Origin of the sequence: Catellatospora paridis (assembly GCF_009720365.1) — a bacterium.
GTDB classification, from domain to species: domain Bacteria; phylum Actinomycetota; class Actinomycetes; order Mycobacteriales; family Micromonosporaceae; genus Catellatospora; species Catellatospora paridis.
Genome location: NZ_ML769319.1, coordinates 87,752 through 112,795, shown reverse-complemented (window position 1 = coordinate 112,795; position 25,044 = coordinate 87,752). Strand labels below are relative to the sequence as shown.

22 protein-coding genes and 1 pseudogene are annotated in these 25,044 nt (G+C 70.4%); 17 read left to right on the top strand and 6 right to left on the bottom strand.

The features are described from left to right. Position 1: 1 nt before the first annotated feature. Positions 2 to 469 (bottom strand): DUF5318 family protein, encoded by a 468-nt coding sequence (locus F9C41_RS21755; RefSeq protein WP_196279884.1) that lies wholly within the window; start codon positions 467 to 469, stop codon positions 2 to 4. Between the two features lie 213 nt (positions 470 to 682). Between F9C41_RS21755 and F9C41_RS21750 the strand changes: the two genes are divergently transcribed. From F9C41_RS21750 to F9C41_RS21720, 7 genes are all read left to right on the top strand, one after another. Next, a complete protein-coding gene (locus tag F9C41_RS21750; protein WP_155388672.1) occupies positions 683 to 1,336 on the top strand; it encodes a PadR family transcriptional regulator in 654 nt (217 codons plus the stop codon). A gap of 57 nt (positions 1,337 to 1,393) precedes the next feature. Further along, positions 1,394 to 2,473 carry an inositol-3-phosphate synthase gene (locus tag F9C41_RS21745; RefSeq protein ID WP_144119926.1) on the top strand — a complete coding sequence of 360 codons (1,080 nt, stop codon included), beginning with the start codon at positions 1,394 to 1,396 and terminating at the stop codon, positions 2,471 to 2,473. A gap of 188 nt (positions 2,474 to 2,661) precedes the next feature. Next, a complete protein-coding gene (locus tag F9C41_RS21740; protein ID WP_155388671.1) occupies positions 2,662 to 3,129 on the top strand; it encodes a DUF6584 family protein in 468 nt (155 codons plus the stop codon). Between the two features lie 83 nt (positions 3,130 to 3,212). Beyond that, positions 3,213 to 3,710, top strand: coding sequence for a DUF6584 family protein (locus tag F9C41_RS21735; RefSeq protein ID WP_155388670.1), 498 nt, complete (start codon positions 3,213 to 3,215; stop codon positions 3,708 to 3,710). A 137-nt stretch (positions 3,711 to 3,847) separates the two neighbouring features. Next, on the top strand, positions 3,848 to 4,351 hold the full coding sequence (locus F9C41_RS21730) for an NfeD family protein (protein ID WP_230689850.1): 504 nt from the start codon (positions 3,848 to 3,850) through the stop codon (positions 4,349 to 4,351). Between the two features lie 22 nt (positions 4,352 to 4,373). Next, positions 4,374 to 5,852 carry a flotillin family protein gene (locus F9C41_RS21725; RefSeq protein ID WP_144119922.1) on the top strand — a complete coding sequence of 493 codons (1,479 nt, stop codon included), beginning with the start codon at positions 4,374 to 4,376 and terminating at the stop codon, positions 5,850 to 5,852. 148 nt (positions 5,853 to 6,000) lie between these two features. Next, a complete protein-coding gene (locus F9C41_RS21720; RefSeq protein ID WP_155388668.1) occupies positions 6,001 to 7,368 on the top strand; it encodes an MFS transporter in 1,368 nt (455 codons plus the stop codon). Positions 7,369 to 7,392: 24 nt separating this feature from the next. Here F9C41_RS21720 and F9C41_RS21715 read toward each other — a convergent pair whose 3' ends face one another. Further along, a complete protein-coding gene (locus F9C41_RS21715) occupies positions 7,393 to 8,835 on the bottom strand; it encodes a CCA tRNA nucleotidyltransferase (RefSeq protein ID WP_155388667.1) in 1,443 nt (480 codons plus the stop codon). 58 nt (positions 8,836 to 8,893) lie between these two features. On the opposite strand from F9C41_RS21715, the gene murJ reads away from it, so the two are divergent. Then, positions 8,894 to 10,633: a murein biosynthesis integral membrane protein MurJ gene (gene murJ / locus F9C41_RS21710; protein WP_155388666.1), complete on the top strand. Its 1,740-nt coding sequence runs from the start codon at positions 8,894 to 8,896 to the stop codon at positions 10,631 to 10,633. A 75-nt stretch (positions 10,634 to 10,708) separates the two neighbouring features. Here the strand turns inward: murJ and F9C41_RS21705 are convergent, their stop codons facing one another. Next, positions 10,709 to 12,232, bottom strand: a complete 1,524-nt coding sequence (locus tag F9C41_RS21705) for a helicase HerA-like domain-containing protein (RefSeq protein WP_155388665.1) — start codon at positions 12,230 to 12,232, stop codon at positions 10,709 to 10,711. Between the two features lie 290 nt (positions 12,233 to 12,522). Between F9C41_RS21705 and F9C41_RS21700 the strand changes: the two genes are divergently transcribed. From F9C41_RS21700 to F9C41_RS21670, 7 genes are all read left to right on the top strand, one after another. Then, a complete protein-coding gene (locus tag F9C41_RS21700) occupies positions 12,523 to 14,043 on the top strand; it encodes a protein kinase family protein (RefSeq protein ID WP_230689848.1) in 1,521 nt (506 codons plus the stop codon). After that, complete coding sequence (gene sigM / locus F9C41_RS21695) at positions 14,040 to 14,678, top strand: RNA polymerase sigma factor SigM (protein WP_155388663.1); 639 nt, start codon at positions 14,040 to 14,042, stop codon at positions 14,676 to 14,678. Before F9C41_RS21700 ends, sigM begins: the two co-directional genes overlap by 4 nt. Further along, complete coding sequence (locus tag F9C41_RS41860) at positions 14,678 to 15,526, top strand: hypothetical protein (protein WP_155388662.1); 849 nt, start codon at positions 14,678 to 14,680, stop codon at positions 15,524 to 15,526. Before sigM ends, F9C41_RS41860 begins: the two co-directional genes overlap by 1 nt. A 118-nt stretch (positions 15,527 to 15,644) precedes the next feature. Beyond that, complete coding sequence (gene trxB / locus F9C41_RS21685; protein WP_155388661.1) at positions 15,645 to 16,568, top strand: thioredoxin-disulfide reductase; 924 nt, start codon at positions 15,645 to 15,647, stop codon at positions 16,566 to 16,568. 97 nt (positions 16,569 to 16,665) lie between these two features. Continuing rightward, complete coding sequence (trxA, locus tag F9C41_RS21680; protein WP_155388660.1) at positions 16,666 to 16,989, top strand: thioredoxin; 324 nt, start codon at positions 16,666 to 16,668, stop codon at positions 16,987 to 16,989. A 200-nt stretch (positions 16,990 to 17,189) separates the two neighbouring features. Next, positions 17,190 to 18,344 (top strand): N-acetylmuramoyl-L-alanine amidase, encoded by a 1,155-nt coding sequence (locus F9C41_RS21675; RefSeq protein WP_155388659.1) that lies wholly within the window; start codon positions 17,190 to 17,192, stop codon positions 18,342 to 18,344. 2 nt (positions 18,345 to 18,346) lie between these two features. Next, positions 18,347 to 19,630 (top strand): DUF2786 domain-containing protein, encoded by a 1,284-nt coding sequence (locus F9C41_RS21670; protein WP_155388658.1) that lies wholly within the window; start codon positions 18,347 to 18,349, stop codon positions 19,628 to 19,630. A 7-nt stretch (positions 19,631 to 19,637) separates the two neighbouring features. On the opposite strand, the gene F9C41_RS21665 is transcribed toward F9C41_RS21670, so the two are convergent. Beyond that, positions 19,638 to 20,306 (bottom strand): GNAT family N-acetyltransferase, encoded by a 669-nt coding sequence (locus F9C41_RS21665; protein ID WP_155388657.1) that lies wholly within the window; start codon positions 20,304 to 20,306, stop codon positions 19,638 to 19,640. 254 nt (positions 20,307 to 20,560) lie between these two features. On the opposite strand from F9C41_RS21665, the gene F9C41_RS21660 reads away from it, so the two are divergent. Both F9C41_RS21660 and F9C41_RS21655 read left to right on the top strand, forming a co-directional pair. Further along, positions 20,561 to 21,832, top strand: coding sequence for an aminotransferase-like domain-containing protein (locus F9C41_RS21660; RefSeq protein ID WP_230689885.1), 1,272 nt, complete (start codon positions 20,561 to 20,563; stop codon positions 21,830 to 21,832). A gap of 7 nt (positions 21,833 to 21,839) precedes the next feature. Beyond that, positions 21,840 to 22,817 (top strand): D-alanine--D-alanine ligase family protein, encoded by a 978-nt coding sequence (locus tag F9C41_RS21655; protein ID WP_155388655.1) that lies wholly within the window; start codon positions 21,840 to 21,842, stop codon positions 22,815 to 22,817. Positions 22,818 to 22,991: 174 nt separating this feature from the next. Here F9C41_RS21655 and F9C41_RS21650 read toward each other — a convergent pair. Further along, positions 22,992 to 23,585: pseudogene (locus F9C41_RS21650) on the bottom strand (hypothetical protein); the annotation flags it as partial. A 1,078-nt stretch (positions 23,586 to 24,663) separates the two neighbouring features. After that, positions 24,664 to 25,044, bottom strand: a 381-nt coding sequence (locus F9C41_RS42195) for a hypothetical protein (RefSeq protein WP_407924720.1), incomplete at its 5' end; no start/stop codon positions are given.

Sequence of the window (25,044 nt, the reverse complement as noted above, 5' to 3'; positions counted from 1 at the left end):
GTCACACCGTTCCGGTCGGGGATGGGGCGGTGGCGGCAGCCGCTGACAGCTGGGGGGCTGTCCTGTGTGCGCGTCCCAGAAGGTACTGCTCCACCAGGTGGTTCCAGTCACAGCCGCGGCACACCTCGACCACGTAGACCTGGAACTCACCGAGCGTGTCGGCCAGCACCGCGAGTTCCGCGCGCGAACGCGCCTGTCCCGCGGAGTTCTTCAGCTGATCGCCGTAAATGTAGTGCACGTTGATCACGAACTCGCGCCGGCAAATCGGACACCGCTTCTCGGTGGCCTCGCCGTGGAAACGAGCCGCGCTCTTCAGGTAGGGCGAGGCATCGCACACCTCTGACGTGCCCACCTTTCCCGCGTACACCTCACGTAGCAGAGCTCGCCGCTGGAGGGAATAGTCAACGAATCCGTCGCCCTGCCGCTGGGCGGCACGAGGCGACGCAGAGACCCGTTGCTGCGCGCGCATGGAAAGCAGGGTAACCCCTCGTTCGGCGAGCCGCGACCGCCGTTACACAGCGTGACCAGGGTGAAGCCCAGTGCTCAAAGATCATCGGTCCGGGTGATCGTCGGCACCGCCGTATTGCCTCGACAGGTCCGGCCGTTCTAACGTAACGATGTATCGCCGCGATACATCGCGACGAACCCAGACCGCGAGACCGATCAGAGGGGGGTGGCCGACATGCTCGACCTGGCCATCCTCGGCCTGCTGCATGAGTCCCCGATGCATGGGTATGAGCTGCGCAAGCAACTCAGCACCAAGCTGGGTGCGATCCGCGCGGCGATCAGTTACGGCTCTCTCTACCCCACACTGCGACGCCTGCAAACCGCCGGCTGGATCACCGAAGCCGGGGAGACCCCGGCCGGCGACGCCGACGTGCCGCCGCTGACCAGCCGCCGGGGCAGGGTGGTCTACAAGATCACGGCCGAGGGCAAGGAGCGGTTCCAGGACCTGCTGGCGCAGGTGGGGCCGGAGGCATACGAGGACGCCGCGTTCGGCGTGCACTTCGCCTTCTTCTCCCGCACCGACGTCGACATCCGCCTGCGCATCCTGGAGGGCCGCCGCCGCAAGGTGGAGGAGCGCCGGGAGGGCTTCCGGGAGGTGCTCGCCCGAGCCGCGGAACGACTCGACGCGTACACCCTGGAACTCCAGCGCCACGGCCTGGATGCCGCGGACCGCGAGGTCCGCTGGCTGGAGGAGCTCATCGCGAACGAGCGCTCCGGCCGCACCCCGCCTCCGCGCGGGGCCGAGGGCGAGCTCCGTGCGAGCCCGCGCACCACAGATTCCGCACGACCGCTCACGGCCCGACCGGGCCCTGACGACTCCGCCGAGTGAGTTGGGCGGCGCAGCCGATCGGCTGTCCGCCCGAATATGAAGAAGGAGGCAGGAGCTATGGGCTCCGTCCGCGTTGCCATCGTCGGTGTCGGTAACTGCGCCTCGTCCCTGGTCCAGGGCGTGGAGTACTACCGGGACGCCGACCCGTCCGAACGGGTACCCGGCCTGATGCACGTCGATTTCGGCGGGTATCACGTCCGTGACGTCGAGTTCGTCGCCGCGTTCGACGTCGACGCCAAGAAGGTCGGCCGTGACGTCGCCGAGGCCATCGTGGCCAGCGAGAACAACACCATCAAGCTGTGCGACGTGGCGCCCACCGGCATCACCGTGCAGCGTGGCCCGACCATGGACGGCCTGGGCCAGTTCTACCGCGAGATGGTCGAGGAGTCCGACGAGACCCCGGCCGACGTGGTCAAGGTCCTCAAGGACGCCAAGGCCGACGTGGTGGTCTGCTACCTGCCGGTCGGCTCGGAGCAGGCGGCCAAGTTCTACGCCGAGGCCGCGATCGAGGCGGGTTGCGCCTTCGTGAACGCGCTGCCGGTCTTCATCGCCTCCGACCCGGTGTGGGCCAAGAAGTTCGAGGACGCGGGCCTGCCGATCGTCGGCGACGACATCAAGAGCCAGGTCGGCGCCACCATCGTGCACCGCGCCCTGGCGAAGCTGTTCGAGGACCGCGGCGTGGAGCTGCTGCGCACGTACCAGCTCAACTTCGGCGGCAACATGGACTTCATGAACATGCTGGAGCGCAAGCGCCTGGTCTCGAAGAAGATCTCGAAGACGCAGTCGGTGACGTCCCAGATCCCGCACGAGATGTCGAAGAGCGACGTGCACATCGGCCCGTCGGACCACGTGCCGTGGCTCGACGACCGCAAGTGGGCGTACATCCGCCTGGAGGGCCGCTCCTTCGGTGACACCCCGCTCAACGCCGAGCTCAAGCTCGAGGTGTGGGACTCGCCGAACTCGGCCGGCGTCATCATCGACGCGGTGCGCGCCGCGAAGATCGCACTGGACCGCAAGATCGGTGGACCGATCCTGTCCGCTTCGAGCTACTTCATGAAGTCTCCGCCGGTGCAGTACAACGATCACGACGCGCACGAGTCGGTCGAGAACTTCATCAAGGGCACTGTTAATCGTTGATTTCGGACCCGTTCTTGAAAAGTGTGAGCGGGCACACTCATTCACCTGACGATGGCCTGTCTACTGCGGAAATTGACGAACGTCACGCGGTAGATAGGCCATCGTCTGTACTAATAGGCCCCTGACGCGCACCTTTACGGCACGCTCGATGTATGGACCCTCGGCCCGCGGATATGCATAGTGGGGTCATGGGGAAGTCAGATCTGATGGATCGGGTGACCACGGACCTGTCACGTGGCCATACCTACCCGGCGATCCAGCGCATGCACAGCCTGGTCGCCGCGCATCCCACCGACCTGGATCTGCGGCGCAGGCTCGCCGCGATCTACCGGGCCACCGGCAACGTCGTCGAGGCCGGCCGCTGGTCCTACCTCGACGAAGCCGCCGAACCCGCGGAACTCGAAGCGTTCGAGGGCCGCTATCCGACACACCGTCGTCTCGACGCCCTGCGCTGGCCGATCGGCGCACCCGCCCCGACCGACCTCTCCCGCGTCAGGCTGGCACCGCTGCTGGCCGCTGCGGCTTCGGCACCGTCGTCGAAGCCGAACACCCACCGGGGATCACGCCTGTGGACCGCGGCCGCCGTCGCGGCACTGGTCGCTCTGTCCGCATTGGTGGTCGTCGGTGCCCGAACGGCACTGGACTGGATCTTCTAGCGCCGAAACATCGGTGTGATCTGTGACCCGGCCGTTATAAATGCCCCTGGCGTGACATGCCACCGGTCCATAAGGATCAGTGAGTGGCAAAGGCGGACGTACTCGCCCGGGTGCGCGCCGATCTCGCGGCCGGGCATACCTATCTGGCTGTGCAGCGTCTGCGGACCCTGCTGGCCGTCCTTCCCGACGACATCGACATCCGCGCGCTGCTCTCCTCCATCTACCGGCAGACCGGTAATCCCGTGGAGGCGGGCCGGTGGGGTTTCCTGACCGACGAGGTGCGCGACGCCGAGTTGACGGCGTTCGCCAAGGCCAACCCTGACCCCTGGCAGCGGCTGCGGCTGCTGCACTTCCAGGGCGACACCGTGCACCTGTCCGCGACCGCGGCCCAGCGGCTGGTGCAGCTGGCCGACGAGGCGGAACGGTCGGGCAAACCCACGCAGTGGGCCGGGTCCTACCGGGCGCCCACGAAGAAGCGCGGTGTGGTGGTGCCGTGTCTGTTCACCCTCGTGGTGATCGGCGTCGCGCTCGTACTGGCCGGCATCGGCGCCATCAAGGTCATCGGCTGGGTGGCCGACTGAGAAGTCGTCGCCCGCGGTAGCGGCCGCTCGGTGTCATCCGCAGCGCAGCGGAGGATGACACCGATTAAGGCCGCGGCAGCCGGCGAGCGTGTTGCCGTGACGGCCCGCTGTTGCCCGAGGTCGCTACGGTTCCCGGCGTGGGTACGGCGACACTGGTCTTTCTGATCATCGGGGCACTCGGCATCGTCATCGCGGCGGTCGCCGTGCTCGGCGGTGACCTCCTCGACCTCGGCGACGGCTTCGTCTCCACGGAGCTGCTCGCCACATTCCTCGGCGGCTTCGGCTTCACCGCGGCCATCGTGAACGAGCTCACCGACGACGCCCTGGGTATCGCCGCAGTGCTGTTCATCGCTACAGTCGCCGCGATACCACTGGCCTTTCTGGCCAGCTACCTGGTAAAACGCATGTCGAACATGCGCACCGACGCCACCCCCACCCGCGCCGATCTGGTCGGCACCCGGGGCGTGGTGGTCACCCCCATCCCCGCCGGCGGCTTCGGTGAGGTCCGCGTGCGCATCGGCGGGCAGCCGGTCAAGCTGTCCGCCCGCGCCGAGCGTCCCGTGCCGCTGGGGACCAAGGTCGTCGTGACGTCCGCCGTCAGCGACACCAGCGTGATCGTCCAGGAAGTCCCGGAGCAGTAGCTCCCCCGGAAGAAGGAAGGCAATGACAGCCCTCACCATTGCGATCGCGGGCGGCGTGCTGCTCGTACTCCTGCTCATCCTCTTCGTGCTGTCCCGGATCAAGGTGGCCGGGCCCAACGAGGCTTTCATCGTGACGGGCCGCAAGGGCCGGACCACCGAGACCGCCGACGGAGCGCGCTCCACCGACCTCTCGGGCCAGAAGGTCGTCATGGGCGCCTCCGTGTTCGTGCTGCCGGTGGTCCAGAAGCTGCAGGTCCTCGACCTGTCCAGCCGCCGCATCCACGTCGAGATCACGGGCGCGGTGAGCAAGCAGGGCATCCGCGCCAACCTGCAGGGCGTCGCGATCGTGAAGGTCGGCGGCACCGAGGACGCGATCCGCGCCTCGGCTCAGCGCTTCCTGCACCAGCAGAACGAGATCGAGGAGTTCACCCGCGAGGTGCTGGCCGGTGCGCTGCGCTCCATCGTGGGCCGGCTCACCATCGAGGAGATCATCCGGGACCGGGCCGCGTTCGCCTCCGCCGTCGCGGAGGAGGCGGAGCACTCGATGACCAACCAGGGTCTGGTGCTCGACACGTTCCAGCTGCAGGACATCCTCGCCGAGGGCTCGTACCTGCAGGACCTGGGCCGGCCCGAGGCCGCCCGGGTGCTCAAGGACGCCGCCATCGCCGAGGCGCTGGCCCGCCAGCAGGCCGAGCAGGCCCGCCTGCTCGCCGAGGAGTCGATCGCCGAGGCGCAGCGCAACCTCGCCCTCAAGCAGGCCGGCATCCAGGCCGAGATCGACGCCGCCAAGGCCGTCTCCGCCGCGGCCGGACCGCTCGCCGAGGCCGAGCGCCAGCAGGTGATCATCGCCGAGCAGCGCAAGGTGGCCGAGCAGAACGCGGAGCTCAAGCAGCGCCAGCTCGACACCGAGGTGCGCAAGCCCGCCGACGCGGCGCGATACAAGGTCGAGCAGGAGGCCGAGGCCGACCGCAACGCCCGGGTGCTGGCCGCCGACGCGGCCCGTCAGGCGACCATCGCCGCCGCCCAGGCCCAGGCCGAGCAGTCCCGCCTGACCGGTGAGGGCGAGCGGGCCCGCCGGGCCGCGCTGGCCGAGGCCAACGCGATCGAGGGTGCCAAGGAGGGTGAGGCCGAGCAGCGGCGGCGTACCGCCATCGCGGACGCGGTCGAGCGCGAAGGCACCGCGGACGCGGCCGCCATCCTGGCCAAGGGCCAGTCCGAGGCCGAGGCGATGCGCCTCAAGGCCGAGGCCTTCGCCCAGTACGGCGAGGCGGCCGTGCTCGACCTGCTGGTCCGGGTGCTGCCGCAGGTCGTCGCCGCGGCGTCCGCGCCGTTGAGCGCGATCGACAAGATGACCGTCATCTCCACCGACGGCGCGAGCTCGCTGACCAAGTCCGTGGCCACGAACGTCGCCCAGGGCCTGCAGCTGGGCAACGACCTGACCGGCATCGACCTGCCGGCGCTGCTGGCGAAGGTGACCGGCGCGGCGACCAGCAAGGAGTGAACCACCCGCTGCGGGCATTCCGGTCACGGATGACGGGACGCCCGCAGCGTCGCTGAAAAGGACCGCCGCTGCGGGCGTTCGGGTCGTGGATGACCGGAACGCCCGCAGCGTTCATGTACGGGGCGGCCCCGCCACGTAGGGTGGTGACGTGCCGCACCCCGTGATGCCGAACACCGTGCCCACGCCGAAGGTCGCCGCGAGCTCCCGCGCGATCCTGGCCGGGGTGCCGTTCCGACGGCTGCTCGGGGTGAGACTGACCAGCCAGATCGCCGACGGCTGGTTCCAGGCCGGGCTGGCCGGGTCGCTGCTGTTCAACCCCGACCGGCAGTCCAGCCCGGTCGCCATCGCCGCCGGCTTCGCCATCCTGCTGCTGCCGTACTCGCTGCTCGGCCCGTACGTCGGCGTGCTGCTGGACCGCTGGGACCGCCGCGCGTCGCTGTCGACGGCCAACCTGGCCCGCGCCGCGATGGTCCTGCCCGCCGCGGCGCTGCTCTGGTCCGGGGCGCAGGGCATCGGCTTCGCGGTCTGCGCGCTCATCGTCATCGCGATCAACCGGTTCTTCCTGGCCGGCCTGTCGGCCGCACTGCCGCACGTGGTGGAGGAGCGCAAGCTGGTCCCGGCGAACGCGCTGGCGTCCACGCTCGGCACCATCTGCTACTCGGTGGGCCTGTTCACCGCGGCGTCCGTGGTCGCGCTGCACGTGGTCGGCACGGACCGGCACGGATACGGCGTCATCGCGGCCACAGCCTCGCTCGGCTACCTGGCGTCCGGACTGCTGGCGCGGCGCTTCTTCCGCCGCGACGAGCTGGGCCCGCACGCCCACGAGCGGGCCACCTCGAAGATCAGTGAGGCCGTGGTCCAGGTGTTCCGCGGCATGATCAGCGGGGCCCGGCACCTGGCGGAGCGGCGCAAGGCGCTGCGGATCATGGCGCTGCAGTCGGCCTACCGCTTCCTCTACGGCGTGCTCACGCTCGCGGTGCTGCTGCTCTACAGCCGCTACTTCGGGCACGCCGCCGACCGGGCCGAGCAGGTGTCCGGCGCGGCGACGTCGATGGGGCAGCTGGGCCTGGTGGTGCTCTCCGGCGCGGCCGGCGCGGCGCTGGCCGCCGTGATCACCCCGCTCGCGGTCCGCTGGTGGGACGCGCGGCGCTGGCTGAGCGGCGTGGTCGCCGCGGTCGGCGTGGTGGTGCTGGTCTTCGGGCTGCCGTTCGTCGCGCCGCTGCTGCTGGTCGCCGTGTTCCTGGTGAACGTCGCCTCGCAGAGCATGAAGATCATCGTGGACGCGACCATCCAGCGCGAGTGCCTCGACGAATACCGCGGCCGCATCTTCAGCGTCAACGACACCGCGTTCAACCTGTGCTTCGTCACGGGCCTGTTCACCGCGGCGGTGACCCTGCCGCCGAACGGCAAGTCCGCGCTCGGCCTGATCATCACCGCCACGGCCTTCGTCCTGCTGGCCGCCTGGTACTGGTTCGCCACCGCGGCCCGTCCCGCTGCCCCCGCGGCCCAGGCCTGACCACCCGGCCCGCGGGGACGCGGGTCAGGGGATGAGGCCCTCGGTGCGGGCCCAGCGCTGGAGCTCGGCCTCGGCCTCGTCGCGGCTGAGCGGCCCGCGCTCCAGCCGCAGCTCCTTGAGGTGCTTCCAGGCGCGGCCGACGACCGGGCCCGCCGGGACGCCGAGCAGCTCCATGATCGCGTTGCCGTCGAGATCGGGCCGCACCCGGGCCAGGTCCTCCTCCTCCTGGATGCGGGCGATGCGCACCTCCAGCGCGTCGTAGTCCGCGGCCAGCAGGGAGGCCTTGCGCTTGTTGCGGGTGGTGCAGTCGGAACGGGTGAGCTTGTGCAGGCGGGCGAGCTGGTCCCCGGCGTCGGTGACGTAGCGGCGCACCGCCGAGTCGGTCCACTCGCCGCGGCCGTACCCGTAGAAGCGCAGGTGCAGCCCGACCAGCGCGACCACCGGCGAGATCACGTCCTTGGGGTACTTGAGCAGCTTCAGCCGCGACTTGGCCATCCGCGCGCCGACCATCTCGTGGTGGTGGAAGCTCACGCCGCCGTCGCCGCCGACTGCCTTGGTGGCCGGCTTGCCGATGTCGTGCAGCAGCGCCGCCAGCCGCAGCACCAGGTCGGGCCCGCCGTCGGCGCTGTCGAAGCCGACCGCGTTGCCGACCACCTTGAGGGTGTGCTCGTACACGTCCTTGTGCTGGGCGTGCTCGTCGATCTCCAGCTTGAGCCCGGCCAGTTCAGGCAGGAACTGGTCGGCCAGCCCCGTGTCGACCAGCAGCCGCAGCCCGGTGACCGGGTCCGCGCCGAGCAGCAGCTTGGAGAACTCGTCGCGGATCCGCTCGGCGGTGATCCGGCGCAGATCCTCGGCCATGTGCTCCATCGCGGTGACCACGGCCGGGTCGACGGTGAAGCGCAGCTGGGCGGCGAAGCGGGCGGCGCGCAGCATGCGCAGCGGGTCGTCGCCGAACGACTGGGCCGGGGTGCCGGGCGTACGGATCACCCGCGCGGCCAGGTCGGCCAGACCGCCGAACGGGTCGGCGAACTCGTGGCCGGGCAGGCTGACCGCCATCGCGTTGACCGTGAAGTCGCGGCGCACCAGGTCGTCGTGCAGGTTGTCGCCGTACTGCACCTGCGGGTTGCGGCTGACGCCGTCGTAGGACTCCGCGCGGTAGGTGGTGACCTCCAGGCGCAGGCCGCCGCGCTGCAGGCCGATGGTGCCGAACTCGCGGCCGGTCTCCCAGATCGCCTCGGCCCAACCCTTGACGATCTTGAGGGTGTCCTCCGGGCGGGCGTCGGTGCAGAAGTCGAGGTCGTCACCGAGGCGGCCGAGCAGCGCGTCGCGGACGGATCCGCCCACGAGATGCAGCTCGAACCCGGCCTTGGCGAACCGGCGGCCCAGTTCGTCGGCGACGGGGGAGACGCGCAACAGCTCCGAGACGGCGTTGCGCTGGACGGCGGTGAGTTCAGGTGAGGGCGACATCGATCATCCAGCGTACTGGGGAGGCTGGTCACCGGCGTTCGCAGGTATGGTGCATCCCATGACAGCCCCCGATCGTCTCCCCCCGGTCGAGTCGGACCACACCACGGTGATCCCGCACGTGGTGGGTACGGCGCTGCCCGCCGAGGAGCTCGAGGCCGCAGCAGAGCCTACCTTCGAGGACGAGCACAAGGGGGCGGCCGGCAACTCCGCCATGATGGCCGTCGGCTCCCTGGTCAGCCGGGGCACCGGCTTCCTGCGCACCGCGACGATGGCGGCCGCGCTCGGCGGCGGCCTGGTCGGCAACGCGTACACCACCGCGCAGATCTTCCCCGGAATGATCTACGAGCTGCTGCTCGGCGGCATCCTGTCCAGCGTGCTGGTGCCGATGCTGGTCCGCGCCCGCAAGGGCGACGTGGACCGCGGGCAGGCGTTCACCCAGCGGCTGCTGACCCTCACGGTGGTCGTGCTCGGCATCACCACGGTGCTGGCGGTGATCTGCGCCCCACTGCTGACCCTCGCGTACGCCAGCCGCGAATCGTCCGAGGCGACGCGGCACCTGATCACCATGCTGTCGTACCTGATGCTGCCGACGATCTTCTTCTACGGCCTGACCGGCCTGTGCAGCGCGGTGCTCAACACCCGGGGGCAGTTCGCCGCCCCCATGTGGACCCCGATCCTGAACAACGCCATCGTCATCGCCACCGGCGGCTTCTACCTGGCGGTGTTCGGCGCCAAGCAGATCGAGCCCGAGGACATGACCCCGGGGCGCATCCTGGTGCTCGGCGGCGGCGTGCTGCTCGGCATCGTGGTCCAGGCTTTCGGCCTGCTGCCCGCGCTGCGCAAGGTGGGCTTCCGCTGGCGCTGGCGCTTCGACTTCCGCGAACTGGGCCTGCGCCGGCTGGCCCGGGTCGGCGGCTGGATGTTCTGCTACGTGATCGTCAACCAGCTTGCGCTGCTGGTGCTCACGAGGCTGCTCAACAAGGCGGGCGACCAGGGCGCGGCCGGCCCGATGATCTACAACAACGTCTTCCTGCTGATGATGATGGCGCACGGCATCGTCGCGGTCTCGATCATCACGGCGCTGCTGCCCCGGATGAGCGCGGCCGCGGCCGAGGGCCGGGCCGGCGACATCGCCGCCGACCTGAGCCGGGGCATCCGCACGGTCGTCGTGATGCTGGCACCCCTCGCCGTCATCTACATGGTGCTGGCGCTGCCGATCTCGATCGCGCTGTTCCAGCGCGGGGCGTTCTACCGGGCGGACGCGATCCAGACCGCGCCCGTGCTGGCCATGGCCGGTCTGGCGCTGCTGCCGTTCGCGATCAGCCAGCTGTTCAACTTCAGCTACTACTCGATGCAGGACACGAAGACGCCGGCGCTGCTCAACCTGCCGGTGATCACCATGCGGCTGTCCATCCAGCTGGGCTGGTGGGCGCTGTTCGCCGCGTCGACCGCCGCGGTCGGCATGATGATCGGCAACGCCGCCTCGTACGCCTTCGCCGCCGTGCTCTCCGCGACCCTGCTCAAGCGGCGGATCGGCCTGATCGGCCTGCGCCGGATCTCGATCACCATCGGCAAGGTCGTGGTGGCCGCCCTGATCGCCGCCGCGGCCGGCTATGGCACGGTCAAGCTGCTGTTCATGGGTGCCACGCAGGGCAACGTCAGCATCTTCACCAGCTGGGTGACGCTGATCGCGGGCGGCATCGTGATCTGCGGCGTCTACGGCGCGTCCGCCCTGGCCCTCAAGGTCACCGAAGTCCAGGACGTCGTCGGCATGGTCCGCCGCAAGATCGGCCGCTGACCAGCAGTTTCGGGGAAAGTGTCGCTTCGGGCGCCCCCGAAGGCGCAGTTTCCCTGAAACTGGGGGCCGGCCGAGTCAGCGGCGCCGGCGGGTGCCGAAGATGGAGCGGATGATCGCGGTGCCGGCTGCGGCGGCGGCTGTGGTGAGCAGGCGTTTGGTGGTCTTGGAGCCGAGGATCTGCTCGGCGAGGTTCGGCTCGGGCCGGGCCGGCGGGGGAGCGGGCGGCTGGGTCGGCACGGGCGCGGGCTGCGGCGGCGGCGCGAGCCGGGCGGCGAGCATCTCGTACGCCGACTCCCGGTCCACCGGCTGGCTGTACTTCGCGCCCAGCGGCGACCCGGCGACCAGCGCCGCCATCACCGCGGGCTCGACCGCCGCCATCAACGACTGGGGCGCCCGCAGCCGGGTCCAGGCGACCGGCGTCGGCGCTCCCTTCTCGTTCAGCACGGTCACGATCGCCTCGCCGGTGCCGAGCTGGGTGAGCACCTCCTCCAGGTCGTAGTCCGACTTCGGAAAGGTGGAGACGGTCGCCCGCAGCGCCTTCGCGTCGTCGGGGGTGTACGCCCGCAGCGCGTGCTGGACCCGGCTGCCCAGCTGGGCGAGCACGTCGGCGTGCACGTCCTTGGGGGTCTGCGTGACGAAGAAGACCCCGACGCCCTTGGACCGGATCAGCCGGACCGTCTGGGTGATCGACTCCAGGAAGGCCTTGGAAGCGTCCCGGAACAGCAGGTGCGCCTCGTCGAAGAAGAACACGAGTCGGGGCTTGTCCGGGTCGCCGACCTCCGGCAGCTCCTGGTAGAGGTCGGCCAGCAGCCACATCAGGAACGAGGAGAACAGCGCGGGCTGGGCGACCACCCCGGGCAGCTCCAGGATGGTGACCATGCCCCGCCCGTCGGGGGCGTTGCGGAGCAGGTCGGTGGTGGCGAACTCGGGCTCGCCGAAGAACGCGTCCGCCCCGGCGTCGCTGAACCCGATCAGCTCGCGCAGCAGCACTCCGGCGGTCTGCTTGGACAGCCCGCCCAGGCTCTTCAGTTCGGCCGCCCCCTCCTCGGACACCAGATACTGGATCACCGAACGCAGGTCCTTGACGTCGACCAGCGGCAGCCCTTTGGCGTCGGCGAAATGGAAGACCAGATTTAGCGAGGAGGTCTGCACCTCGGTCAGGTCCATGACCTTGGCCAGCAGCAGGGGCCCGAAGTCGGTGACGGTCGCGCGCACGGGCACGCCGACGCCCTTGCCGCCGAGGGTGAGGAACTCGCAGGGGTACGCGGTCGGGGTCCAGGACTGGCCGAGCTCGGCCATCCGCTCGCTGATCCGCTCGCCGGGCACCGCCGGGGCGGCCATGCCGCTGACGTCGCCCTTGATGTCGGCGAGGAAGACCGGCACGCCCGCCGCGGACAGCTGCTCGGCCATCACCTGCAGCGTCTTGGTCTTGCCGGTGCCGGTGGCGCCGGCCACCAGGCCGTGCCGGTTGAGCATGGCCAGCGGGACCCGGATCGGGCAGTCGGGGTCGGCCTTGCCGCCGTCGCCCACGAGTGCGCCGAGGTCGAGCGCTGGGCCGCCGAAGGTGTACCCCGTCGTTATCGCCGCCGCGTCCACCATGAGTTACGTCCCCTTGCCATATTTTGCCCGATATGGAGGAAGCATAGCTATTTTGGGTCACGCGCACGGAGTATCCGTACCGGCGACTGATATACGTTCGAGTCCGGGAACCGGCCCCTTGCCGGTGCGCCGATTCGTCGGATAGCTGTAAGGTCGCACTCGGCAACCGAGCGGAGCGCCTAGGCTCTCTAGATAGCGGACAACAATGCGACGGCTTCGACACGCGCCAGATGGCTGATCGAATCCGAGCCGAGCTGATAGAGAGCGACTGCTTGATGAGGGAGGACGGGGTGACCCAGGTCGGCGAGGGTCAAGCGGCCGGGTCCGCTGCCGGATCGCTGGGTGGGCTTGCGGTGGGCGACGTGCTCGCCGAACGCTACCGCCTTGAGGAGCACATCAACGACGACAGCGCCGGCCGCCAGGTCTGGCGCGGGGTCGACATCGTGTTGCGCCGTCCGGTCGCTCTGGTGCTACGTACGCCGGGTGGAGCCTCCGCCGAGGAGATGCTCTCCGCCGCGGTGACGGCCAGCCGCGTCGTGCACGGCAACCTGATCGGCGTCTACGACGCGATCGACGAGGGCGAGCGGGCCTACGTGATCCGCGAGTGGATCGACGGCACCGCCCTGCGCGACCTGGTCGCCGAGGAGGGCCCCTTCGACGCCGAGCGCACCACCTCGGTGCTGCACGCGGTCACGGACGCGGTCTCCGCGCTGCACGCCAGCGGAATGGCGCACGGCAACGTGCACCCTGGCACGGTCCTGGTCGCCGCCGACGGGCGGGTCGTGCTGGCCGACGCCCGGGTCGACTCGACCACCAGCAACGAGGCCGACGTGCGCAGCCTCGGCGCGCTGGCCTACTTCATGCTCACCGGCCACTGGCCGCGCGCCGAGGCCGACCGCGTCACCGCGCTGCCCGACGGCCGCCGCGACAGCACCGGCGCCCTGGTCGCGCCCCGCAACGTGCGGGCCGGCGTCCCGACCTACCTCGACGACCTGGTCATGGACCTGCTCGACGCGAAGCTGGCGCTGCCCACGGCGCAGGTGCTCACCGGTGAGCTGGCCCGCCTGGACACCGGCGACCGCATGCTGTTCGGCGGCAACGGCACCCTGCGCTTCGCCGACGAGACCGCCCCGGCGGAGCCCGCGCCCCGCGCCGCCACCCCCCGGCTGCTGGTCGCCGGCGGTGTCGCGCTCGCGCTGGTCGTCTCCGGCCTGGTGCTGGCGGTCCGCGCGCTCAACGCCGACGCGACCGAGCCGTCCTCGAGCCAGCCGTCCGGCAACACCGTCCAGGCCAGCGCCAGCGCCGCGCCACAGCCCAAGGCGCTCAACCTGACCAAGGACCAGGTGCGCATCATCGCTCCGTTCGGGGACCGGGACAACGCCACCCAGGCGCCGAACATGGTTGACGCCAACGCGAAGACGGTGTGGAAAACGACCGGCTACACGCAGCCGAACTTCGGCAACAACGGCAAGAAGGGCATCGGCATCCTGATCACGCTGGACAAACCGCAGTTGGTGTCCAGCGTGACGGTCGAGCTCTCCGCGCCCGGCACCTCAGCCTCGCTGCTCGGCGGCTCCGCGGACGCGCCGAACTCGAAGGCCGGCGACAAGACCATCGTCGACACCTTCAAGCCGGTCGCCGGGTCCCAGGCCTTCGGCAAGGAATCGGGCACCACCATGGTGTTCTCCACCGACGCCTCGACGCCGTACCAGTACCTGGTGGTCTGGATCACCGAGCTGCCGCGGGACCCCTCCGAGTCGGAATTTCCCTACCGCGTCGGCGTGCAGGAGATCGTAGTAGAGGTGCAGTGACCGGGCAGGACCCCCGCACGGACGAGGAGCTGCTGGCGGCGCACGCCGCCGGTGAGCCCGACGCCTTCGGGGTGCTGTTCCGCCGCCACCGGGACCGCCTGTGGGCGGTCGCGCTGCGGACCACCAACGACCGCGAGGACGCCGCCGACGCGCTGCAGGAGGCGATGCTGTCGGCGCACCGCGCCGCGGCCAGGTTCCGGGGCGAGGCGGCGGTCACCACGTGGCTGCACCGCATCGTGGTGAACGCCTGCGTGGACCGGCTACGCCGCCGTCAGGCCCACCTGACGGTGCCGCTGCCCGGCCAGGCCGGCGCGGACGACGACGACCGGCACGCCCCCTCCCGCAACGAACCCGCCGCGCCCAGCACCGACCACGACACGGCCATGGTGGTCCGGGCCGCGCTGGCCGAACTGCCGTACGACCAGCGTGCCGCGCTCGTGCTCGTGGACCTGCAGGGCTACTCGGTCGCGGAGGTCGCCCAGTTGATGGGAGTGGCCGAAGGCACGATCAAAAGCCGCTGCTCACGGGGCCGGTCCCGGCTCGCTGTGATGTTGGGGCACCTGCGCAACCTCAGCGACTCCCCTGACGTCGGAGGGACACGACCACAGGACGTCACACCGGGAGGGGGGCTCTGATGAGCGCAGTTGATCTCGACTTGCTGGCCGACTACGTCGGCGGTGCGCTGGACGGCACCCCGGAGCACGACCGGATCGCCCGCCTCGTCGCCGACGATCCCGCCTGGCGTTCCGCCGCCGACGACCTGCGCTCGGCGCTTCTGCTGGTCGACGCCGACCTGGCGGCACTGGCCGCCGTCGCCGAACCGATGCCCGACGACATCGCCGCGCGCTTCGACGCCCTGCTGGCGTCCCCCGAGTTCGCCGCGTCCCCGGCTCCTCCGCCGCGGGTCGCCGTGGGCGAGCGGACGCTGGACCGGGACGCCCGCGGTGCCCGCCCGGCCAGGCGCGGTTGGCGGCGCTGGGCCGCCCCGGTCGCCGTGGCCGTCGGCGCGCTCGCGCTGGCCGGCATCGTGCTGCCGTTGGGCCCGCTCGCCACGTCGGTGCACGACACGGCCACCGGCTTCAGCGCCGAGGACGCGGGCGTGCCCCCGGCGGTGCAGACGGAGGGCAGTGTGGCGGTCACCGCGAGCGGCACCGACTACCGGCGCGAGATGCTGAGCGGCCCGAACGTCATGACGCAGAAGACCGCTCCCAGCTCCGAGGCCGCCAGGACGGGCGACAACACGATGTCGGCGACGGCCGACCTGGACCGGCTGACCTACTCGACCACGGCATTCACTGGCTGTCTGGACGCCATCCGGACGGTCCTGCCGGGCACGGTCACCGGAGCCGACTTCGCCCGCTTCGAGGGGCGTCCCGCCATCGTCGTGACGGTCGACACGGCCGGCGGCGGCTGGTGGTTCGTGGCCGGTCCGCGGTGCGGCGAGAACGGCACTGACGAGCTGTTCCGCAGCCCCCGTAACTAGACACAGTGAGCTGACCCACCGCTGGGGCCGTAATGGAATGCTCGCTCCGTACGATGGCGTTTCAGCCAGCGACAAGTACGGCGCGAACAGTTCGTGCCGACCCAAGGGAGCGCGTCTCGTGGAGAACGTCCGAAACCTGATCATTGTCGGCTCGGGTCCGGCCGGGTACACCGCCGCCGTCTACGCTGCGCGGGCCAACTTGAAGCCCCTGCTCATCGAGGGCGTCGAGTCGGGCGGAGCGCTGATGACCACCACCGACGTGGAGAACTTCCCCGGCTTCCCGGACGGGGTCATGGGTCCCGAGCTGATGGACCAGATGCGCAAGCAGGCCGAGCGCTTCGGCACCGAGTTCATCACCGACAACGCCACCCGTGTCGAGCTGTCCGGCGAGGTCAAGAGCGTATGGGTCGGCGACCGGGAGTACCGTGCCCGCGCCGTCGTGCTGACCACCGGTTCCGCCTGGCGCCCGCTGGGCGTGCCCGGCGAGCAGGAACTGCTGGGCCACGGCGTGTCCTCCTGTGCCACCTGTGACGGCTTCTTCTTCAAGGGCCAGCGCATCGTGGTCGCCGGCGGCGGCGACTCGGCCATGGAGGAGGCGACGTTCCTCACCCGTTTCGCCGAGCACGTCACGATCATCCACCGCCGCGACGAGTTCCGCGCCAGCAAGATCATGGCTGAGCGCGCGCTGGCCAACGAGAAGATCTCGGTCGAGTGGAACACCGTGATCGACGAGATCCTCGGCACCGACGGCAAGGTCTCCGGCATCCGCGTGCACAACGTGATCACGAACGAGTCCCGCGAGCTCCCGGCGACCGGGGTGTTCGTCGCCATCGGCCACGACCCGCGCAGCGAGATGTTCCGCGGCCAGGTCGAGCTGGACGACGAGGGCTACGTGAAGGTCGACGCGCCGAGCACCCGTACCAACATCCCCGGCGTCTTCGCCGCGGGTGACCTGGTCGACCACACCTACCGCCAGGCCATCACCGCGGCCGGCACCGGCTGCACCGCGGCACTCGACGCGGAGCGGTTCTTGGCGCACTGAGCGCCTGGCGGGCGGCATCGCCCGCCAGGCGCGGTCCGGCGGCGCCAGCCGCCGACCGGACAACAGACTGAACGATTCTGAGATAGGAGATACCCGAATGGGATCCGCGAAGGCGGTCACCGACGCCACGTTCGTCAGTGACGTACTGCAGTCCGACAAGCCGGTGCTGGTGGACTTCTGGGCCGAATGGTGCGGGCCGTGCCGCAAGGTCGCGCCGGTGCTCGAGGAGATCGCCACCGAGATGGGCGAGAAGGTCACCATCGTCAAGCTGGACATCGACGCCAACCCGGAGACCGCGCGGGCCTACCGCGTCATGTCCGTGCCGACGCTGACCCTGTTCAAGGGCGGCCAGCCGGTGCAGTCGGTCGCGGGCGCCAAGCCCAAGGGCGACATCGTCCGGCTCATCGAGTCGGCGCTCTGATCGTGCGCCACCCCATGGGGCTCTGAGCTGCGGCTCGGGGCCCCACGGGTTTGTCGGCGGCCGGACCGTGGAACATGGTCGTGGTCCGGTCGAACACACCGGGACGGCGCGTCGGAACGACTACAGGTTCGAGGTCCCTACCGGCCCGCGCGGCGCGATAGGCTCCGGTGGCATTTGTGAGGTTTACCAGGAGGTCCGCTGTGCGAGCCATCAAGCGCGGTGAGCGCGGCCCGGCCGTCACCGAGATCCGGTCGATCCTGGTCGCGCTGGGGCTGTTGGAAGCCCCGGCCGACCCGGCCGAGGCGGACCACTTCAACCCGCCCGTGGAACGGGCCGTGCGGGCCTTCCAGCAGGACCGTGGGCTGTCCGTGGACGGCGAGGTGGGTGCCGAGACCTGGCGCGCCCTGGACGCGGCCCGGTGGACCCTGGGCGCCCGCACGCTCTACTTCAGCGTCTCCGAGCCGCTGCGCGGCGACGACGTGCGCCAATTGCAGGAGCGGCTGCTGGAGATGGGATACGACGTAGGCCGCACCGACGGCGTCTACGGGCCGCGCACCGCGCGGGGCCTGTCGGCCTTCCAGCGCGAGATGGGCCTCACCCCGGACGGCACCTGCGGCCCACAGACCCTGCACATGCTGCGGCGGCTCGGGCGCAAGGTGGTCGGCGGCTCCCCGCTGAAGCTGCGCGAGGAGGTCACCTTCCGGCAGACCGGGCCGAGCCTGGTCGGACGGCAGATCATCGTCGACCCGGGGCACGGCGGCTCCGATCCGGGCGTGGTGGTGCCCGACGGCCCGCTGCGCTGGACCGAGTCCGACCTGGCATACGACCTCGCCACCCGGCTGGAGGGCCGGCTCGCCGCGGCCGGCATGCGGGTGCACCTGACCCGCGGCCCGCTGCCGATCGAGGCGCCCAGCGATCTCGACCGTGCGCAACTGGCCAACGACCTGGCCGCGGACCTGCTGATCTCGCTGCACATCGACGGCCACCACAACCCGCAGGCCGACGGGGTGGCCACCTACCACTACGGCACCTCCAACGGCGTCACCTCGACGATGGGGGAGCGGCTGGCCGGCCTGGTACAGCGCGAGATCGTGGCACGCACCGGCCTGCGCAACTGCCACACCCACGCCAAGACCTGGGAGCTGCTGCGCTACACCCGCATGCCCGCGGTACGGGTGGACGTCGGCTACCTGACCTCCCCGAAGGACCGCGCGCAGCTGATCGACCCGATGTTCCGCGAGCGCGTGGTCGAGGCCATCGTCGCCGCCGTGCAGCGGATGTACTTCCCGGTCGAGATCGACGTGAAGACCGGCACCATCGATGTGAGCGCGCTGCGCCTCGCCCTGCCGAGCTGACCATGCCGACCACCCCCACCGCAGAACAGGCGCGCCGCTACGCCGACCGGATGCTGGTCGAGATCGCCGCCGCGATCCTGCAACGCGACCACCGGCGCTACCGCGTCGTCTGCGACCAGGTGTACGCCAGCACCCTCGACCCGCAGGCCGTCGACGCCGCCGTGTCGGACGCGCTCGAACAGGCGGTGCAGCACGCCTGGAACAGCAACTGGCGGCCCGTCGAGCTGGACCACACGCTGCGCCGCTTCGCCGTGCGGGCGGGAGCCCCGAAGTCCGCCGGCAACTGGATGGCGCAGCTGCTCGCCGACGTGACGGCGAGCCGGATGCGGGCCCACGACCCGGCGACCGTCGACCGTCGCTGGGCGGCCGAGTTGGCGGCGATCGACGCGACCGTGTGGTGGCACGGCGACGCCGGCCAGCTGGCCCAGTTCGGCGCCAGGCACTCGCTGGACCGGCTCAAGGTGCTCGGCGGTGCGTTCGAGCTGATGCGCTGGCTCTACCAGGAGCTGCCACCACTGGAGCACGCCGGGCACGCGCCGGGGTCGCCGGTCCGACCGCGCCGGGCCACGTCCGATGCGACAGAGTACGCAGACAAGCGGATGCTCGACCGGATCAGGGCGTTGCTCGCCAAAGCGGAGTCGACTGACTTCCCGGAGGAAGCCGAAGCGTTCACCGCCAAGGCCCAGCAGCTGATGGCCCGGCACAGCATCGACCACGCGCTGGTCGACGCCGCCGCCGGAATCAGCGACGGGCCCGAGAGCCGCCGCATCGTCATCGCCAACCCCTACGAGGGGCCGAAGGCGATGCTGCTCCAGGTGGTGGCCGAGGCCAACCGCTGCCGTGCACTGAACTTCAAGGACCTCGGCCTGAGCACCATCGTCGGCTTCGGCCCCGACCTCGACGCCGTCGAGATGCTCTACACCTCGCTGCTCGTGCAGGCTATCCACGCGATGACCACCGCGAACCAGCGTGCCGACCGGTACGGCCGCAACGACGTGCGCTCGTTCCGGCAGGCGTTCCTCAGCGCGTACGCCCACCGCATCGGGGAACGGCTCACCGAGGTCCGCGAGGAGGTCGACGCGGCAGCGTCCCTGGGCACCGACCTGGTACCCGTGCTGGCCGCCCGGTCCGAGGCCGTCGACACCGCGTTCGAGGACCTGTTCCCACACCGCGTCAGCCGGACCTCGCGGGTCGCCAACGCCGCGGGCTGGGCCTCCGGCCGCGCCGCCGCGGACCGCGCCGAACTGGCGGTCCGCAGCCCGCTGCCCGCGACGACCGAGCGATAGCAGCGCCTCAGTTGGTGGTGCTGCGCACCGCCGGCCGCACGCCCGGGCGCAGCAACTCCGGGCTCATCGAGCCGAGCAACTTCTCCAGCGCGTACTCCACGTCGGACTTCCACGACAGCGCGGTGCGCAGTTCCATGCGCAGCCTGGGGAAGCGGGGATGCGGGCGCACCGTCTTGAACCCGACGGCGAGGAAGAAGTCGGCCGGCGCGAGGCAGCTGAACTGCTTCGCATCCTCCTCGGCGTGGTCGCCGAACTTCGCGTCGCCGAACGCCTCGATGGCCCGGACGCCGCGCTTGGTCAGGTCGCGCGCCACGGACTGGATCAGCACGCGGCCGAGCCCGCCGCCCGCGAACGCGGCGACCACGTGCGCCGTCATCAGCTGCACCGCGTCGGGGGAGACCGGAGAGGTGGGGAAGGCGTTGCCCCGCGGGACGTACATCGGCGGGGCGTAGAGCACGAAGGCGGCGGGCATGCCGTCGACATACGCGATCTTGCCGCAGGATCCCCACTCCAGCAGGGTCTGCGAGACCCACGCCTCCTTTTCCAGACCCGGGTCGCCCGCGGCGCAGGCACGCTCGGCGGAAACCGGATCAAGCTCCCAGAACACGCAGTTACGACAGCCCTTGGGCAGATCCTCCAGGGTGTCCAGCGTCAGATTCACCACTCTGCGTGACATGAGCAGCTCCGTGCCCTTACGCGGCGCAGCCGCGATCGCCGAATTCGGCCCGTCACCGAGCCAACCAACTGACTTTACGCCCGATTAAGGCCTTGCTGCACCCTATCCCGTTGGATGGATTCGACCGAATGTCGGTTCAAGACCCACATGACCCAGCGTACGATTCGATGACCAACTGTTTGTCTGGCCGGGGAGGGACCGTGTCGGAGACGGGCACCACGCTCGACGACTACACCGATCGGTATGCGCAGCGCATGATCGGGATGACCGCCTCGGAGATTCGAGCTCTCTTTGCCGTGGCCAACCGCCCCGAGGTCGTGTCACTCGCCGGAGGTATGCCGTACATCGCCGCCCTGCCGCTGGACGCGGTCGGCGAGGTCATCGGCGACCTGGTCGCCAAGCAGGGCACCAGCGCCCTGCAGTACGGACTCGGCCAGGGCATGCCCGAACTGCGCGAGCAGATCTGCGCGATGATGGCCGACGTCGGCATCGACGCCTCGGTGGGCGCCTCGCCCGACGACGTCGTCGTCACCATCGGCGGCCAGCAGGCACTGGACCTGATCGCCCGGCTCTTCCTCGACCCCGGCGACGTCGTGCTCGCCGAGGGCCCCACCTACGTCGGCGCGCTCGGCGTCTTCCAGGCGGCGCAGGCACAGGTCGTGCACGTGCCGATGGACCACGACGGCCTCATCCCGGCCGCGCTGGAGGCGGCCATCGAGGAGCAGCGCCGGCTCGGCCGCCGCGTAAAGTTCCTCTACACCATCCCGACCTACCAGAACCCCGCCGGCGTCACCCTGTCCGAGGAGCGCCGCGAGCAGGTCCTCGACATCTGCGAGCGGGCCGGGCTGCTGGTCATCGAGGACGACCCGTATGGCCGGCTCGGCTTCGAGGGCGAGGCGCCGCGGCCGCTGCGGGCCCGCCGCCGCGACGGCGTCTTCTACCTCAGCACGTTCTCCAAGACGTTCGCGCCGGGCCTGCGGGTGGGCTGGATCCTCGCCCCCCACGCGGTACGCGACAAGCTGGTGATCGCCACCGAGGCGAACATCCTGTGCCCGAGCAACTTCGCCCAGTCCGTGGTGAGCACCTACCTGTCCACCATGCCCTGGCGTCAGCAGCTCAAGACGTACCAGCAGATCTACGCGGAGCGCCGCGACACGCTGCTGACCGCGCTGTCCGACCTGATGCCCGAGGGCACCACCTGGACCCGCCCCGCGGGCGGCCTGTTCGTCTGGGCGACCCTGCCCGCCGGCCTCAACTCCAAGGCCATGGTGCCCCGCGCCATCGCCGCGCGCGTCGCCTACGTGCCCGGCACCGGCTTCTACGCCGACGGCACCGGGCAGCAGCACCTGCGGCTGAACTTCTCGTTCCCGCCGCCGGAGCGCATCCGGGAGGGCGTACGACGCCTGGCCGGCGTGGTCGAGCAGGAGTTGGCCACGCGCGCCGTCTTCGGCGACACGGGCCCGTTGGACGCGGTCACCGACCTGCCGAGGCCCGGCGCGCACGCGCCCGGTCCCGACTTGGCATGATTCGAGGGTGACCGCACCGTCCACCGCGCCTGTCGTCCGAGCCGATCTCCGCTGCCTGGTGCTGGCGGGCGGCCTGTCCTACGAACGTGACGTCTCGCTCCGTTCGGGCCGCCGGGTGCTGGACGCCCTGCGTGCCGTCGGCGTCGAGGCGGAGATGCTCGACGCCGACGTGGCACTGCTGCCCGCGCTGAAGTCCGACCCGCCGGACGCGGTGTTCATCGCCCTGCACGGCTCCACCGGCGAGGACGGCTCACTGCGCGGCGTGCTGGACCTGTGCGGCGTGCCCTACGTCGGCCCCGACGCGCGCTCGGCCCGGCTCGCCTGGGACAAGCCCTCCGCGAAGGCCGTGCTCGTCGAGTGCGGCATCCCCACCCCCGAGTGGGTCGCCCTGCCGCACGACCGGTTCTCCGAACTCGGCGCCGTCGCCGTGCTGGAGCGCATCGTCGACCGGCTCGGCCTGCCGCTGATGGTCAAGCCCGCCCAGGGCGGCTCAGGCCTGGGCGCCGCGGTGGTCCGCGACGCCTCCGCGCTGCCGGCCGCGATGGTCGGGTGCTTCGCGTACGACCAGACCGCCCTGGTGGAACGCTATGTCGAGGGAGTCGATGTAGCGGTCTCGGTGCTCGACCTCGGCGAGGGACCGTTCACGCTCCCGCCCGTCGAGATCGTGCCCAGCAACGGGGTGTACGACTACGCGGCCCGATACACCGCCGGCCTGACCACCTGGCACACCCCCGCCCGTTTGTCGGCGGAGACGAGCGCCGAGGTGGTCAAGACGGCGCTGGCCGCACACCAGGCGCTGGGCCTGCGCGACATGTCCCGGGTCGACCTGATCGTGGCGCCGTCGGGGGAGTGCACGGTCCTCGAGGTCAACGTTTCCCCGGGTATGACCGAGACATCCCTCCTCCCGATGGCGGTCCAGGCCGGCGGGCTCGACCTGGGCGATGTGATCGCCCGCCTGGTGATGCAGGCGGCCGAGCGCGGCTGATCGGCCCCACCCCTCCACAGCGAAGCGCCCGGGTTCCCATGAACCCGGGCGCTTCGCTTTATGTCGCTGTCTTCTGGTGCCAGTCCTCGTCAGGCCCGACGCACCCGGCCGTGGCGAACCTCCGGCAGTGCCGTTCGGTGAGGCCTGTCGCCGTGGAGAGCGTCAGGAGTCGGTCAACTTCGCCGGCGCCTGCCAGTCGATCCGTGGCGGCTGCGCCAGCGGCGTGCCGCCGAACTCCGCGAGCCACGCCGCGACGTGGGCCAGACTCTCTCGCCACTGGTCCTCGGCGATCGGTGGCAGGATGTCGTCCCACAGCGGCAGGAACGTGCCGCGCAGCTGTAGTTGCCCGACCGGGCGAGCCATGAACCACACATGGAGGTGCGCAGCCCCGTCGCCCCACCGGTAGACGTGGACCCGTGCCACGTTGTCCAGCGAGCGGATGGCCCGCTCGAGCCGCACCGTCATCACGCCGAGTTCGGCGGCCAGAAGGTTCGGCAGGTCACCCAGGTCGAGGTGGGTCCGAGGCTCCAGCATGAGCACCATCGGCAGGCCCGTGGGCCGGTCCATGGTGCGCACGCGCCAGCGCTCGTTCACCCAGATGTAGGCGTCGTCGGGTGCGGTGCAAGCCGTGCAGTCAGCCGAGTCCTCACCCTTGCGGGCAGGCTCGGTGTCCACCGGCGGGTCAAGGTGCTTGATCTTCAAGTCGCCCTCGAATGGGAACGAGGGCCACGCAGTGAAGCCGGGAAGGGGCATGGGGGTATCGGCCACCTGCAGAATCTAGCCCAGCCAGGCGGTCCTGTCTCCCCCCGGCTGTGGATTCCCCCCGGTCGGTTTCACGTGAAACCACAGCCCACAGGGTGCCTGTGGATAACTTTGTGGATAGGCGGGGGCGTGCCTGTGGAATGTGGCATGGTGACCCCGGTTACTCGGGCATCACGCAGACCGGTGTCACATCTGTTCACGTGCTGATCCCGTTGGCAGTACATGGATTCGGCATGCTCGTGTCGGTGGTTTCACGTGAAACAAGGCCTGTGGATAACTTGCTTCTGGCTGTGGAAATCGGACGGTCCAGGGCTGTGGACAGCGGATACGTGACCTTCCTCGCACTTGGGCAGGCCGGTGGAGATCGTTGACCATGGGCATGCGGGTTGTGGATAACTTCGTGGACCTGTGTACGGCCGCCCGTCACCCGCTCGTCACCGCCCAGGTCCCCGGAACCGGGCCCGGCCCGTGGCGAATACACCCGTCCGGCACCTGTCAGTTGGACACGGCGGCGAGGGTGGAGACGTGCCCCGCCGGAGATCGTGGTCGTGGCTTGTTGCCGGATTTCGGCAGTGGCCCCGGTGCGCTGAGCGCGGCGAGAGTGTCCGGGCCTGTTGCCCTGCTACGACGACCGTGCCCGCGCCACCCTGGAACACGGCACCGGCGGCGCCGTGCCGTCCGACTCGGCAACTGCGCCCGACGCCGGGGTCGGCGTCAGGAAGAGGCGGGCGCCTCCGGTCACCGACACTGGCCCACCTGTGCCGGGATCCGGTAGCGGTCAAGTCATCTGGGTCCGCTCCAACGGCTGGAACGGTCCGGCAAAGGCCGGACAGCCGGACAGCCGGATAGGAAGTGAACGGCTGCTGTGGTGGTGACGCCTCCGGTAGTGCTCTGGTCGTGACGGCCGGCTGAGCCTCACACAGCCCGGCGTGCCTACATGCTCGCCTGGTGCCGGCGGCGAGCGTGCCACTTGTCGTCAGGCGGCAACATCCGCACGCAGGTTCACACAGTGGCATCGGCATGAGCGGGGTCGTCGTCGGGAACGCAGTGGGCCGCTGCCTGAAGGTGTGGTACCGGGCCGCTGTTACTCCATGCGCTCCGCGTGGACTGGCCGGTCTACCGCGAACCTGGGGGAGCCCAGCGGCTCCGCTGCGCCGGGCGGCCTCGCCAACGCACTGTCCGCTGGACCTCGCCCCGGCACTGACGCCACCCTGTGGCCCTGCCCGGCCGGAGCCGCGTTAGAGGGCTGGTGTCGTCGAGAGTCGACGAGCGCGGAGTCGCACAACACCAGACCCGCTTTACAGATCAACCCTGTGCCAGACACGACGCGTCGGGCGTCGGGCGTCGGGCGTCGGGCGTCGGGCGTCGGGCGTCGGGCGTCGGGCGTCGGGCGTCGGGCGTCGGGCGTCGGGCGTCGGGCGTCGGGCGTCGGGCGTCGGGCGTCGGGCGTCGGGCGTCGGGCGTC

Coding starts and splice junctions, on each gene's coding strand:
- F9C41_RS21745 (WP_144119926.1), top strand. CDS start 1,394: ATGGGCTCCGTCCGCGTTGCCATCGTCGGTGTCGGTAACTGCGCCTCG.
- trxA (WP_155388660.1), top strand. CDS start 16,666: ATGGGATCCGCGAAGGCGGTCACCGACGCCACGTTCGTCAGTGACGTA.
- F9C41_RS41860 (WP_155388662.1), top strand. CDS start 14,678: ATGAGCGCAGTTGATCTCGACTTGCTGGCCGACTACGTCGGCGGTGCG.
- F9C41_RS21705 (WP_155388665.1), bottom strand. CDS start 12,232: ATGGTGGACGCGGCGGCGATAACGACGGGGTACACCTTCGGCGGCCCA.
- F9C41_RS21660 (WP_230689885.1), top strand. CDS start 20,561: ATGATCGGGATGACCGCCTCGGAGATTCGAGCTCTCTTTGCCGTGGCC.
- F9C41_RS21740 (WP_155388671.1), top strand. CDS start 2,662: ATGGGGAAGTCAGATCTGATGGATCGGGTGACCACGGACCTGTCACGT.
- F9C41_RS21755 (WP_196279884.1), bottom strand. CDS start 469: ATGCGCGCGCAGCAACGGGTCTCTGCGTCGCCTCGTGCCGCCCAGCGG.
- F9C41_RS21670 (WP_155388658.1), top strand. CDS start 18,347: ATGCCGACCACCCCCACCGCAGAACAGGCGCGCCGCTACGCCGACCGG.
- F9C41_RS21715 (WP_155388667.1), bottom strand. CDS start 8,835: ATGTCGCCCTCACCTGAACTCACCGCCGTCCAGCGCAACGCCGTCTCG.
- F9C41_RS21725 (WP_144119922.1), top strand. CDS start 4,374: ATGACAGCCCTCACCATTGCGATCGCGGGCGGCGTGCTGCTCGTACTC.
- F9C41_RS21665 (WP_155388657.1), bottom strand. CDS start 20,306: ATGTCACGCAGAGTGGTGAATCTGACGCTGGACACCCTGGAGGATCTG.
- murJ (WP_155388666.1), top strand. CDS start 8,894: ATGACAGCCCCCGATCGTCTCCCCCCGGTCGAGTCGGACCACACCACG.
- F9C41_RS21750 (WP_155388672.1), top strand. CDS start 683: ATGCTCGACCTGGCCATCCTCGGCCTGCTGCATGAGTCCCCGATGCAT.